Below are 13,721 nucleotides of genomic sequence, written 5' to 3'. Positions count from 1 at the left end.
TACGCCGCAAATTTCTGCAATTTACGGCGATCATACGTTGAACTTTATATGTATGATTTTAACACAAAAAGAAATATCATTCAACAGATTTTGATAATTGTTCACTAATAAGAAATAAAAATCAGCAGTTTCGACAATCAGAACCGGTCTGCTTTGTTATAAATAACAGTTTTAGTGCGTCAGAAATATGGTCAAGGAGGAGGAAGAGCTATGGCTCGCCGCGGAGAAAACATTTATAAACGCAAGGACGGACGCTGGGAGGGACGGTATAAATGCGGATATAATGGCTATGGAAAGGCTAAATATCGCTCTGTATACGGATACTCCTACACAGAGGTGCGTTCAAAGCTTGTTCCATTGAAGGTGAATGTCACCGCTCCTCAAACTACTTGCCGCCTGACGGTAAAAGAGCTATTTGACGAGTGGCTGTCAGCAGTAAAGCTTCGAGTGAAGCTCTCAACCTACGCAAACTATCAGATGAAGGTCGAAAAGCATATCATGCCTGAATTTGGCGGACTTCGCTATGATTCCCTGACGGTGCAAATGATTAACAGCTATATTCAGAAAAAGCTAGATTCCGGTCTTTCTGCTAAATACGTTTCCGACATCATAATCGTTTTCAAAACTATGGCTAAGTATATATCTAAGATTCACGGATTTCGCAATATATTGGCAGATGTGGCACTTCCTAAAGTGCAGAGAAAAGAGAAGTCCTTGCTTTCAAATACTCAGCAGTGGCAGCTATGCAAGTTCCTTACAAAGAACCTAAGTCCGACAGCTCTATGTATACTCCTGAGCTTGTATACGGGACTTCGTGTAGGTGAGGTCTGCGGTCTGATGTGGGGAGATATTGACTTTGAGAAAAGCTTAATAACCGTCAGACGAACAGTTCAGCGTATACGTACTGAAAGCCACAAAACACGCATTATAGCAGATACTCCGAAAAGCCGCACATCACGTCGCACTATTCCTATACCACATTTTATTACGAAGCTGCTGCGGGAATCCCGCAGCGCTGATAATCATTATGTTTTATCGAATTCTGAGATAGTAATTGAACCAAGAACCTTGCAGAGACGTTTCAAACAAATACTGAAAAAAGCAGATTTACCGTCAGTCAGCTTTCATAGCCTTCGCCACGCATTTGCTACGAATTGTCTTCAAGCAGGGTTCGATGTGAAGACGCTCTCGGAGATACTCGGTCACGCGAGCGTGGAAACTACGCTAAATCGCTATGCTCATACCTCTATGGAGCGTAAGATAGCGTGTATGGAGCTGCTTGAATCAAAAGTATATTCGCCGTCAGAATCATCGTCAGGCATTGCTGTAAAACTGCCTATATATCGTTGAAATCGGCACTAATGACAGAAAGTGCAGAAATCTATGGCAATTCTCAAATAATTATACCATTTTCGCAGACTTCTGTCAGCAAAGGAGGAAGCATATGCTCAAATGTTTGAAATGTCCCTATAAACTCGGGCTCATAAAATGCGTGATTGATCCGTGTCCGCAATGCAAAGAGAGTAAATGTAAGAAACCTCCGTTTCCGGCGGTCGAAATAAAGGAGGATAAAAATGCCGTTGATACCAAATTCAAATAAAAACAATCAGAATGATCAAAACAAAGCACCTGTACAGCAAGGTGTTCAGTTCAATAAATCAGCACCGATCTATACTTTTTCTGATCTCATTCTTTCTGACAAGACAATTGACGAGTTAAAAACTGTTGTCAGCGCCCAGAAGAATTGGAAAAAGGTCTTCGTGGACTGGGGGCTCAGCTCCGTAATGAAGGAAAGAAAAAACCTGTTCGTCAACCTTTACGGCGAATCTGGTACCGGCAAAAGTATGTCAGCTCATGCAATTGCAGATGCACTCGGCAAAAAGCTTATCTGTGTCAATTACGCTGACATTGAATCCAAATACGTTGGCGAGACCAGTAAGAATCTCTCAAAGCTTTTCAGCGATCCCACCAATAAAGATGACATAATATTCTTTGACGAAGCAGACGCTCTGCTCAGCAAGCGTGTAACGGATATGAGCAGCGCAACAGATGTAAGTGTAAATCAGACTCGTTCAGTATTGCTTACACTCCTTAATTCCTATGAAGGAATGGTCATTTTCGCTACTAATTTTATCAGTAATTATGATTCAGCCTTTATGCGACGAATACATTACCATATACGATTTGAATTACCAAATGCAGAACTTCGCGAGAAACTGTGGAAGCATTATATTCCCTCTCAAATGCCAGTAAATGCAGATATTCATAAGCTTGCGGAAGAACATAACGGTTTGAGCGGAAGTGATATATCTACTGCTGTTTTGAAGGCTGCCCTTAATGCCGCAAGAAACGATTCTGCGGTCGTATCAGAAAAGGATTTCACGCTTGCTGTTGAGAGCATTATCGCAAGTAAAAAAGCTAATAAATCCGCATCTAATACTGTTGTAACAAAAAGCGAAATAGTTGATGAAAAGGATGTTCCTCTATCAATTCGAAATAAAATAATATAAAGGAGAGATTTCAATGCTTTTATTTTCCATAATAAAAAAATTTGCCATCGAAGCTGTTGCATTTGGTATCATGACACTAATTGAGCAATTCCGTGCTTCTTTTCTTCAGTGGCTGCAATCTATACCTGCTATGATAATGGATAAAGTTGATGGTACAGTAATTGGCTGTAAGACTTTTGTGGGCGAAAAACTCGGCGTAAATAGTGAAATATCTGATAATTATTCTTATAACGGAAAACAATGGCAAAAAACTACTGTTTCACGAGAAGTTTCTTCATCAGAAATTCCAGATGAGATCAAATCGCGTATGGTAAGCGGCTCACAATTGGATATGACGGAAGAATTGGAAATGGCGCTCAAATAAAGCGAGGTGGATAATATGGGATTAATCAATAAAAACAAAGCAGCTCCACAGCTGTTTACATGGGAATCATTCTTAAAATACTATAATGGTTTGGTCGATAACGAGATCATTACATTCCGCAAGAAAAACAAATGCGCTTATCATGGTGGGAAATGTACTATCTCTTCAATGGTCGAATCCGATGAATTTACAAAGAATACGTTTTTAACTGTTGTTTCAGTTCTTTATTATCAAGAGGATCCAACAAAAAAGATCATAGAAAGAACTATAAAAAGCAAATTCAATTATCAGGAATTCAGTAAAGACGAACCAACTCTTTCAATACTCCGAAAACTGCTGAAAGAGAAAACAGAATTCAATATCGCCGCTCCAGGCAAAGGAGGGATAAGATGAATATTCTGCCATTTCTTGGCATAGGTACAGCTGTAGCGATTGGAACAGGAATTATTGCTTTCTTTTATCACAAGGGTAAAAGTCTTGAAAAAACCCCTATATCATTTAGTGAGTTTACCAATCAGCTTGGCAAGCAGATAGACCGCTATATGCTAGATGAAGAAAAGCGAAAAAATGTTGATATGTATGGTGGGGAGTGTACGTTAAGCATACATGAAAACGATCCCGAAAATGTCGTAATGGATATCGTTCTTTATGGAAAAAAGAAAGATAGCAGCGATGAAAAATGGATTAAAAGCAATATAACTCAACGTCTAAAGCTTTCAGCATTTACTGACGATTCTGAAACACTTTCCAGACTCGAAGCATTAAAAACCACACCAGAAAAATTCAAGGTAACAAGACCAGAAAAGGAGTAATACTATGTTAGGTACGTTATTAGTTATAGGAGCAGCCGCAGCTTTAGCTGCAGGAGCAGGAGTTTTGATTCACGCATATTGGAAAAACATTATTCAATGGCTAGCTAAAGCTGCAGAAAAAATCAAAGCGGTTCTTAATGTAGCCGTAGAAGGTTCCCAAACATTTATTAAGCGCGTTGGTAGCGGTTTCAAGAATATGTCTGAGAACTATTCAAAACTTCCAGAAGGAAAATGGAGAAAAGATACTGTTATTGAGCAAAAGTATATTGACGAAAATGAAGTTCCAGATGATATAAGACAACTGATGAATCAATCATTAGGAATTGAGGGTGAGAAGATAGAAATCACTTCTTATGTTGAGAAACAAGTCTTAACACTTAAGAATGCGTAGAAGGAATAAAGGAGCGAGGTGGTATCATGTGTTGTTGCTGTTCTTCTTTAAGTTTGATTATATACTTCGTTTTGCTTTTGCCGACCACAAGTATTAAGTATGATGAAGAACGTAAGAAAGGGGTCCCCTATAAAAAAGCAGCTATGAAGTCTCTTTTGATCCCTTTCGTTTTTATGATAATCTATTTAGCTATACTGTTTGCTTTATACGTATTTAGTTTTTTGGGGGCATCTTCTGATCCAGAATTATATGATGGATCCACTCTGTTAACAATGCTATTTTCCGGAATAATTGATATGATATGTGCAACTGTTCCTTTTTTTGTTATAGTAATATATGCCTTTGTGACTGCGAAAAAAGACCAGAAAAGACAAACTGAGCTGGATGCAATGCCGGGCAGGATCCAAAGATTCATTGATTCACATGGATATGCTTCAACCCAGGATTTTATTTCATACTGTATGAATTCGCCTGATTTTGAATCTTCAAGGGGAATCGATTATATCAATCCGGAATACGAACGTCAGCAGAAGATAAAAGAGCAGACTCAATCTAATGAGCCGATAAATGTACCACATTACATTGGTCTTTCCGAATATATTCCTATTCCGTATAAGGAGTTCGTGGAAACAAGAACCAAAGAAAAGTTAATAGAATTAATCCCAGGTTTTTATATCTTTGATGTAAACGACCTTTATGAGAAAGCCGCTGTTTTCCATTCATACTATAAGTTCGAAAATACATTTCCTAGTTTAGTTCACGATTTAGCATACGCTGAATTTAGAGATAAGTATGTAATACTAAAGAAGGATGATGGGACAAAGTATTACATATCAAAGCTTAGTCCGGAAGAATTTGAATTAGCATCAGGATGTGAAAGCAATATGGTTGAAGGGGAAACACTGGAAATCAGTTTAGATGATTGATTGCATATTCCTTTTACCGAAAAGGCAATGGAGTCGAAAAAAATGAGGAAGAAGCGAATAGATTATTGCAGCTCTCTAAAGAATATGGAGCTTCAATTAACAACGATTATTTCAATAAATTCTTGTCGGATTTATATGATGAATATGAATGAAATAACAGGCTGAGAATCATTAGTTTAGGAGGTCATAAATATGGCAGGGATCGGAGCAAACGGAAGCGTTACTACATACCCTAACACAGGCGAAAAGCTATGTGCTGGCTGTGAATATTGGACAGGAGCTAGAAATGCAGTTCAAATGAGTACCGCAGCAGCAACCACAAACGGCAGCGCAGCAATATGCAGAAAGAAGAATTCATCAACATTCCCACAGCAGCCTTGCACTTGCAGTCCCAATAGTTTTACAAAGTGGTCACGTCTGAAATAACGGTGCTTATCAATGGGTAAAGTGGTTGTAAACATTAAAGGCGTAAAGTGCTGTGCATTCTGCAAATACTGGTGGGACCCGTCCTGCAGATATATCCAGCCCTATCAGCGCGACCAGTGGAGCTATGATAATGCCGCAAAATGCAGATGTATCAAAAGGAGCGTTGACACGCTCGCCTACGCTTCCTGCGGTAATTATAAGTGCAAAATCGAATTATAACAACAACGGCTTCCCGTAAAGGAAGCCGTTCTATTTTGACCATTATATGATATACCTGAATTCCCAGTATTTAGCGAATCTTTTCCTGTCTCGTTTAAGACTGCCGGACGAAAAATAAAGCATACTTTTGAATTCAGCGAGTAGATAAAACTCCAGCTCGGTCAGGGTGAACTCCTCAACATCCTTGAAATACGGGACGTGCTCGATTATCTGGTCTACAACAGGCAGCCCGTTTTCTCCAATATGCGCGACATAATACGATGCCGGTATATCCCTTATAAGTAGCATATTGTTTTCATACTTAACTTCGCATTCTTCAGCGTTGAATACTCGAAACCAATTCTTGTTAAGAGCCATAACCGCCAGAACGACATTGAATATCGGCTTAGTGCCGGAAATATGCCTGAAAGTGATAGTCTTCTCCAGTTTGTTCACGATGATCTGTCCGTGACATTTATGGTCGCCGTTATACTCGTATTCGTCAGGGTCATAAGGCGCGACCTCGAAATCGCTGACAACGAAATTTCTGCCCGTGTACTCATTTTTGTTTCCCATAATAATACTCCATTCTCCCTCTATACTGCTGAGGGGCGGTCAAGCGGAACTGTGTTCCTGAGTTTTTGATGCTTGTGAAAAACAGCAACGCCTTGCCGCAGAGAGCCTGAGTGGAAAAGCTCTGAGAACAACAAAAGGGCAGCTGTGAATCAAGAAGACACAGCACGCCCCTTATAAGCGATACCATATTTTCTTGATCCACAGCTGCCCTACCTTTCAAATATTATCTGCATTTACTATATCACTCACTTCCTCATTTGTCAAGTCCTCACGCCTTAAAATACATAGTATTGCAGTCCGTGAACTTGCAGTTCTGATTCTGAGAGCCCTCGCAGCAGAGATTGCTGTTGATGAAGGTGCAGTTTATGAACTCGCAGTTTATCCAGTCAGTGTGTTCGGCATATGTGCTTGTTATACTTTTATACAAAGTCAATACAGCAATCCAGTATATCCCGATGACGAACATATCTGAATCCGCTGTATTTCTGAAGGTTTTTAAGAAGACTTTTCCTGTTAAAATCCGCAAGCCCTGCCCAAAAAGAACCTGCACATTGTTTGGCTACGAATAAAGCGTCAATTGTAAAGAAATATCTTGAGTGCATAATAGTATAAAACCATCCGCGTTCATATTCAGCATATTCGGAAATATCATATACTGGGAAATCACATATGGATTTATTGACCTTTTGTTTTTTCACGAAAGAAGTAACGCTTTTATCACCTGAAATACGCTCAACAATTGAATATTGAACAGATTGGTCAGGCTTGTGATCCTTGAGAAGCTGCCTTACTCTCTTTGAGCACCCAAGAATAGTAAATGAGTCGATATTACTTATTCCTTTATTGGGATCCGATGATCTTATTTCCACACCTTTGTCAGAGAACACCATCATACCTGATATACCTCTGATCTCAAAATAGCTTACAAAATTTTTCATTTTTACTCCATTTCTGACAGAAAACACTGCCATTCCGTGGGTTTACCGATCCTGTAAATAATTGAGACTTTGTTTTTGATTCACTCCGCTCGGCGTCTGCTGTGCAGACATTGGCTTACAGGTACGCAAGTCCGGGAAGATCCCGAACCGCAATGCATACTTTCTATAAGCACCGATTTACAGACGGAGATTGGATGAAGCAGTCTCTTGCTACGTCCTGCGCGCCTCCCGGCGCTCTATGCAACGTCTCCCGACGCGGTTTGTCAAGCTGCTGACATAACAAAAAAGGCATTGAATTTTGAACACAGTACACCCATAGGTGTAACGTGCCTAAAATTCAATGCCTTTGATTTTTACTGTACTTAGTATATCACGGAAGCACACGAATGTCAAGTGTTCTGAATAATTATTTTGATTTGACAAACAGCTCCTCCTAATAACGGGGAGACATTTTTTTACGTCTATTTATCGATGATTGCACATACCGAGATATTACTCAAATAAATAATATCTATTTCAGAAGTCCAAAAAATAGGCAAAGAATACATAAACAGAAGCACCGCCCGAAGGCGGTGCAGTACATAAAAAATGATTTTGTGAGTCTATTCTAATTATGTCATTTCATAGCATTCTCCTTTTTAAGGAAATGCCGGTATGCAATATAGGAAACAACTGAATCAAAGGCATTTCCGCAGCCGAACATCAGAGCTATGCCAATGAGCGTAGGATGCCATATTCCACATAGGTACAGAACGAAGAACGTTCCGTAGTATATGCTGTTTGTCACTATCGACTCGAACAGCATATAATTCGTCTTGCCTCTGCCATAGAAAGTCGCATCGAAAACGTTCTGGAAGGCGTACATCACATAGAACACGAACAATACCATTACAAGCTTGAACAGTTTATCTACGTCGTTATATCCGAGAATATGAGACATAAACGGTTTATACAGCGGAATTGTTATCACCCATATCAGGCATGTTACAGCCGTTATCGTAAAATAGCCAAGGGTATTATTCTTTACTGCATTCTTGTCCTTGGATGTCTCTTGCTTTATAAGCTCTCCAAGCTGAGTTATAGGCAGCAGCATCCATCCCCATATAAAGTTATTTGCCACCCAATATGTCCCTTGCTCTCCGACCATATTCACCATACGCGAGACCATGAGCATATACGCAATATTCCTGACAAAAGATTCAAGTCCTGAGATACCGCCAATTTTAAGGAAGTCCTTCATCCACGCAAAGGACAGCTTTCCCTTTTCAAATATATGATAACCACATCTGCTAATAAGTACAGCAGCAATGATGAACAAGATGAGGTTTGAGATTATGTTGGAAATACCTATGCCGTTAACGCCACAATTCAGTGATACAGGTTGTGTTGAGACGAGTAATGTATCAAGGAGCAGGCTGAGTATCAGCTTTGCTGCCGTTATAGCGTAAACAAGCTTATCCTTTCCGATTGTAATAAGAGCTACGCAGATAAAGCTATACAGTATACCGAAGATATTGGCTATACACTCTATCCTGATATAGCTTGCGGATTCCGATAATATATCAGTAGATACAGCCATGAATCTTAGCAGTGGGTGTACAAATACCATTACAAGAACAGAACATACCGTATATATTCCCAGTGATACAAGCAGTCCGCTTCGTATCCTGTTAGTGAATTCTTTTTTATCAGACACAGCCTGTCCCATGAAAAAGTACAGAGGGAGAACTATTGCTTCGTTTATGACCTCATACAGCAGATTCACCCATGAAAGCTGTCCTGCTATTGAATACGACCATTCTCCGGGAAGCTGTCCGAGGAAAAAGGTTCGCAGCGTTGTGTACAGCGTCGGACAAAGTCCCATGACCAATAGCGACAGAAACAATCTTCCGTTTATATTCTTAAGTGATCTCATTATTCTGTCCATTATATTCTCCTATGTATGATAATTATTCACCATCCGCCCAGTAATCCTTGGCTATATCTGCAAGATAGTCATCACCGCAGATAACATAATCAATGAATATCTTTTCAGTCTCATCATCTTTATAGTTCATCAAACTCCTGAGAGCAGCAGCTATCTGAGGCTTTGTATAGCCGTTGACCGGAAGTGCTACAAATTTCATAAGCAGTTCTTTTGCACGCTTGTCATTCGTTCGTACTAATCTGCTCATAAGTACCCGTGCATAATAATCCGGATCCTCCTGCTGAAAAACATAGTCATATACCTCTTCGGCAGACATATTTTCAATAGCACTGTAATCACAGGCTAATTCACCTGCAAACTGATCTGCTGTCGGATAATAATAAACAGCGTCTGTATAGCATTTTTCCCATTCGCGTTTTGCAAATCTGCTTTCAACAGGCAGCCCTTTATAAAGTACAGGTGACGGCTGTTTCTTTTTGGCGTAAAGATCAGCCATTTGCTCTGTGTATTGTTTGTAAAGTTTTGAAGGAAGACCACTTGTTTTATCTACTGCTATATCGTACTTGGCATCAAGGTAAAAGCCGAACTGTATGTTGATATTATCTTTGCTTCCTGACAGATGTCCCTTTGTAATTACTATCGTATCAAGAGGGACATGGAGCCTTGCAGCTGCGCAAGCCTTGTGGTGCCCGTCAAGCAAAGCACTCATTCCGCCCATTGCGTTATATGCTATTGCACGAGGCTTTTCTTTTCCGCTGCTGAATAAGTCTATATAATGCTTGACACGGCTCTCATCATACCTGTCTCGCGATTGCGTAGGATAAAGGAAAATACCTTTTAATTCACTTAGTCGCATAAGATCGGTGATATAATATGCGTCTGTATATGAATTATAGTATTTAAGCTCGTCAGGAACTGCCCAAAAGAAGTGGCTGTCACCGTCAACAGGAAAAGTCTTTGTATCTCTGATAAGATATACTCCGTCTTCAAATAGTCCGATAAGAGGCTTTATAGTTTCAAGAAAATCATCAACGCCAGTAAATCCACTGTTGATTTTATCTGATATTTCGGTAAGTTCGTTGCATTTCGCATTATCAAGTCCATAGCCTGTTGCAAGTAATCCGCAGCAGGTAGGACAATAACTCGGATGCATCTCCATTAATGGAGTACCGTTTAACGTCATTACCATAGGATATGTCATATCCTTCTCGTTCTCTTCAAGACTTATCAATTCAGATTTAAGAGAAGCTTTTGCACCTGTTACCGCAACAACGATACCATCGGGTACTTTTTTATTATATTGATCTTAGTATTACTGAATAATCCCATTCTTTCACCACCTATCAGCATTTATTTCATTATATCATGAGAATATGTATTTTTCAATATCAGGAAATAACGACAAACTTATTAGTGACTCGTTTTCAAAAAAATGGACTAAAATGAAGCACCGCAATAAATGCGGCACAGATATTTATAATATCTTCACAATATTCGCTTGACTTGTGCAAATAAATGATATATAATTAATATAATACTTAAAAGTGAGGTGCCAACTATGCCAAATGATCAGCCTAAAAAAGTTATAATACTTGATATTCTTCATATTTTACAGAAACACTCTGATGTTGATCACAGACTTTCTCAGCAACAGATACAAAAACTGATAAAATCGGAATATGGAATGGAGGTTGCGCTAAAGACCGTCAAACGCAATCTGTCCAAGCTTATAGAATTTGGCTTTCCGGTAAGATATCGAGGAAGCGAATATGAAGATGATGCTATTATCCGTAAAGGTAAGAATGGAAAAGATGAAGTAATATTGACAGACTGGTATTACGTTCATGAGTTTATGGACGGAGAGCTGCGTCTGCTAATTGATAATGTCCTCGCTTCTGACGGCCTTTCAAAGAAAGAACGCCTTAGCCTTATAGGACGTCTTGAAGGCTTATCAAGCAAGTTTTTTCTCTCGACAATTAAGAATACCGATATGGAGGTATTTGATAAGATCATTAACAGAGAGATCTATATCACACTTGAAAATATCGGTAGTGCTATCGCTGATGGCAGACAGGTGTCATTCCACTACTGCGACTGCGGGATAGACGGTAAGCTGAAAGAAAAAATTGACTCCAATGGAAAAAAGAAGCTGTATATGGTCAATCCATATCAGATAGTCTCCCGAAACGGTCACTCGTATCTGATATGCAATCTTCCGGAATACGACGATCTGACGCATTTCCGCATTGACCGAATCAAAGGCTGCGTAAAGAACGATGAACCTGCAACTCAGCTTCGTACACTCAAAGGCTTTTCAGCCGGTATCAGGCTTTCAGATTACATAAAAACGCATCCTAATCTGTGGAGCGGTACTCCGGTACATATCTCATTCCAGTGCAAGCGTTATATGATGAACGATATCGCGGATAGTTTTGGTACAAATAACAGAATTGAAACGCTGCCTGATGATATGATGATAGTTCACGTTGAAGCAAGCGAAGCCTCAATGCTGCATTGGGCGATACAGTTCGCAGATGAGGTAGAGGTGCTGTCCCCTAAGAGCCTGCGCAAACAGATAGCAGAAACACTGAGGAACGCTCTCAAAAAATACGAAAACGAGTAAGACAATAATGTCGCATACTACGTGATATTATAATAAAGGATATTCTATAATCAATGAGGAGGAAAACTTATGACTACGACTTTTTTATCAGAGAATATGGCAAGATACTATGAGGATATGTGGATTGCTCACCAGCTGGAAACATTATCAAATGGGAAATACCGTTTTCCCAACGGTTTAAAACTAGGAAATTATAAAAAAGAATTCTGGAGTATTATTTCTGATGATGAATGGTCTAATATCAGTTTTCATTTTGAGTTGAATTGGAGACGAGAAAGTGGAGCACCAATAACCAAAGTCACTAATATAGATATACCTATTCATTTGGAAACCAAAGCAGGACATGAAGAATTATATCGTAAGGCAAGAGAATGCTTTGAAACTCATGGATATAGTTTTAGGGGCGAAAGAGAAGGGGCTATTCTCGCGTCAGATGGTACTAAGTTTCATGTGTCAATAACTCCTGATTTTTCTTCCGAAGATGCGGCAAAGAATACCATTCTTGAAATCATAAAGATTCTTGATTCGGCTCCATATCAAAAGTGTGCTCAAATCATAAATGAGTTTATCCGTGAGCGACAGAATAAAAATTGAGATTATAATTTGCTATAGGACATAGGGCGGAAACGCCCTATGTTTTTTGTTGTATCCCGAAAACCCCTGGCTCTGCCAGGGGTTCAAAGAAGCTTTAGCTATGAGTAGAAAAAGAAAACCTCCCATGTTATAATAGTAATGGTCTGCCAACCGAACTGAAAATAACAAAGGAGGTATCGTCATGAAACGAGACGATATAAATAGTTTAGCACATTCCAAGTGGAATTGCAAGTATCATATAGTGTTTGCACCAAAGTATAGACGAATGGTGATTTATAGTCAGATAAAAACTGATATAGGAAAGATACTAAGAAGGTTATGTGAACAAAAATGAGTAGAAATAATAGAAGCAGAAGCATGTCCGGATCACATACATATGCTGCTTGCAATTCCGCCGAAGTACAGTGTATCGCAGATAATGGGCTACTTGAAAGGAAAAAGCTCATTGATGATATTTGAGCGACATGCAAATCTGAAGTATAAGTACGGTAACAGACATTTCTGGTGTACAGGATATTATGTTGATACAGTAGGAAAGAATGCTAAGAAAATTGAAGAGTATATAAAGAACCAGCTGCAAGAAGATATTATGACAGACCAGTTAAGTTTGTTTGAAACAACAGACCCATTTACTGGAGAAAAGTATAAGAAGAAGTAAAAACCCCTTAAGGGGTAGCTGAGAATGAAATGCAGTTGGCAGACCTTTCTCAGCCCACTTAAGGGGCAGTGTCCGTATCAAGCCCTTCTAGGGCTTCCTCAAACCACCCGTTTTACGGGTGGTTTTGATTATAATATGGAAAAGAATAAAAGTGCGAAAACTATTATTATACCATACAGACATACGCGCTTTTGTACTCATTCCCCTGTGTTATAATATGACTACAGCAGAAGCAACGTTCACTTCACAGAGCGCTTATACATACTGCATATTTTGAGCACCATCAATTTGTGCAAAAGGGAGATTTTTCTGTTTGCCCCTCCGAATCTTCGGAATTCAAATTTTTGAGTAGTATAATGAAGAAAACATAAATCACGACTTTCTTTCAGGAGGTAGCGTATGGAGTATTATTCAAGACGTACATGGGTAGATGTGTCTCAGAAATTCTTCGAGGCGTACGTCAATTTCCGAATTGAGGGCACAACAGAGCATTGGATAGAACACAATGGCAGAGAAATAAAACTTTCTTTTTACGACGAATCCGATTATGTTTTAGTCATAATCGGCTGCTCTAAAATTTTTCGGGAAATGGATGCGCGCTACGACGGTTCCGCTCGTAATACAGAAGAAATAATAAGGAAGATCCTCTGGTTTGCACTTGATGCAGAGGAACTGGAGGTTTATACCGTAAAAGCATCAAATACCGAAGAAGAAAATAAGGAGTTAAGCGATTTATTAGCAGAAAAATATCGTCGTTGCTACGATCGTTATTGCTGTT

Annotated in this window: 16 protein-coding genes and 1 pseudogene; 12 read left to right on the top strand and 5 right to left on the bottom strand. The window is 39.3% G+C overall.

Translation table 11 applies throughout. The features are described from left to right. The first annotated feature begins 210 nt into the window (after nt 1-210). The 8 genes from BMX22_RS06410 (at nt 211) to BMX22_RS06375 (ending at nt 5,648) form a co-directional block, all read left to right on the top strand. Nucleotides 211-1,350 (top strand): tyrosine-type recombinase/integrase, encoded by a 1,140-nt coding sequence (locus tag BMX22_RS06410; RefSeq protein WP_074741657.1) that lies wholly within the window; start codon nt 211-213, stop codon nt 1,348-1,350. A 224-nt stretch (nt 1,351-1,574) separates the two neighbouring features. Next, the gene (locus BMX22_RS06405) at nt 1,575-2,510 is read left to right on the top strand and encodes an ATP-binding protein (RefSeq protein WP_074741656.1); all 936 of its coding nucleotides are present in this window, start codon (nt 1,575-1,577) and stop codon (nt 2,508-2,510) included. A 13-nt stretch (nt 2,511-2,523) separates the two neighbouring features. Then, on the top strand, nt 2,524-2,874 hold the full coding sequence (locus BMX22_RS06400; RefSeq protein ID WP_074741655.1) for a hypothetical protein: 351 nt from the start codon (nt 2,524-2,526) through the stop codon (nt 2,872-2,874). 15 nt (nt 2,875-2,889) lie between these two features. Then, nucleotides 2,890-3,267, top strand: coding sequence for a hypothetical protein (locus BMX22_RS06395; RefSeq protein ID WP_074741654.1), 378 nt, complete (start codon nt 2,890-2,892; stop codon nt 3,265-3,267). Beyond that, a complete protein-coding gene (locus tag BMX22_RS06390; RefSeq protein WP_074741653.1) occupies nt 3,264-3,686 on the top strand; it encodes a hypothetical protein in 423 nt (140 codons plus the stop codon). The genes BMX22_RS06395 and BMX22_RS06390 overlap by 4 nt, the downstream gene beginning before the upstream one ends. Nucleotides 3,687-3,690: 4 nt before the next feature. After that, nucleotides 3,691-4,077 carry a hypothetical protein gene (locus tag BMX22_RS06385; protein ID WP_074741652.1) on the top strand — a complete coding sequence of 129 codons (387 nt, stop codon included), beginning with the start codon at nt 3,691-3,693 and terminating at the stop codon, nt 4,075-4,077. 26 nt (nt 4,078-4,103) lie between these two features. Beyond that, nucleotides 4,104-5,003 (top strand): hypothetical protein, encoded by a 900-nt coding sequence (locus BMX22_RS06380; protein ID WP_143055489.1) that lies wholly within the window; start codon nt 4,104-4,106, stop codon nt 5,001-5,003. 438 nt (nt 5,004-5,441) lie between these two features. Further along, nucleotides 5,442-5,648: a hypothetical protein gene (locus tag BMX22_RS06375; protein WP_074741650.1), complete on the top strand. Its 207-nt coding sequence runs from the start codon at nt 5,442-5,444 to the stop codon at nt 5,646-5,648. Between the two features lie 42 nt (nt 5,649-5,690). On the opposite strand, the gene BMX22_RS06370 is transcribed toward BMX22_RS06375, so the two are convergent. From BMX22_RS06370 to BMX22_RS06355, 5 genes are all read right to left on the bottom strand, one after another. Then, nucleotides 5,691-6,203, bottom strand: a complete 513-nt coding sequence (locus BMX22_RS06370) for a hypothetical protein (RefSeq protein ID WP_074741649.1) — start codon at nt 6,201-6,203, stop codon at nt 5,691-5,693. A 268-nt stretch (nt 6,204-6,471) separates the two neighbouring features. Beyond that, complete coding sequence (locus BMX22_RS16385; protein ID WP_177172979.1) at nt 6,472-6,630, bottom strand: hypothetical protein; 159 nt, start codon at nt 6,628-6,630, stop codon at nt 6,472-6,474. Beyond that, on the bottom strand, nt 6,623-7,141 hold the full coding sequence (locus BMX22_RS06365) for a hypothetical protein (RefSeq protein WP_074741648.1): 519 nt from the start codon (nt 7,139-7,141) through the stop codon (nt 6,623-6,625). Before BMX22_RS06365 ends, BMX22_RS16385 begins: the two co-directional genes overlap by 8 nt. A 616-nt stretch (nt 7,142-7,757) precedes the next feature. Then, complete coding sequence (locus tag BMX22_RS06360; protein WP_081349107.1) at nt 7,758-9,068, bottom strand: MATE family Na+-driven efflux transporter; 1,311 nt, start codon at nt 9,066-9,068, stop codon at nt 7,758-7,760. Nucleotides 9,069-9,090: 22 nt separating this feature from the next. Next, on the bottom strand, nt 9,091-10,269 hold the full coding sequence (locus BMX22_RS06355) for a hypothetical protein (RefSeq protein ID WP_074741647.1): 1,179 nt from the start codon (nt 10,267-10,269) through the stop codon (nt 9,091-9,093). A 483-nt stretch (nt 10,270-10,752) separates the two neighbouring features. On the opposite strand from BMX22_RS06355, the gene BMX22_RS06350 reads away from it, so the two are divergent. The 4 genes and pseudogenes from BMX22_RS06350 to BMX22_RS06335 all read left to right on the top strand — a co-directional run. Beyond that, nucleotides 10,753-11,691, top strand: a complete 939-nt coding sequence (locus BMX22_RS06350) for a WYL domain-containing protein (protein WP_177172978.1) — start codon at nt 10,753-10,755, stop codon at nt 11,689-11,691. A 69-nt stretch (nt 11,692-11,760) separates the two neighbouring features. Continuing rightward, a complete protein-coding gene (locus BMX22_RS06345; protein WP_074741645.1) occupies nt 11,761-12,285 on the top strand; it encodes a hypothetical protein in 525 nt (174 codons plus the stop codon). Nucleotides 12,286-12,466: 181 nt separating this feature from the next. Next, nucleotides 12,467-12,943: pseudogene (gene tnpA, locus BMX22_RS06340) on the top strand (IS200/IS605 family transposase). Nucleotides 12,944-13,342: 399 nt separating this feature from the next. After that, nucleotides 13,343-13,721 (top strand): hypothetical protein (locus BMX22_RS06335; protein WP_143055488.1); only part of this gene is annotated, 379 nt, incomplete at its 3' end.

Source organism: Ruminococcus sp. YRD2003 (assembly GCA_900109435.1).
Lineage (GTDB): Bacteria > Bacillota > Clostridia > Oscillospirales > Ruminococcaceae > Ruminococcus > Ruminococcus flavefaciens_G.
The sequence above is the reverse complement of the archived record's forward strand: the minus strand, read 5'-3'. Positions and strand labels throughout refer to the sequence as shown.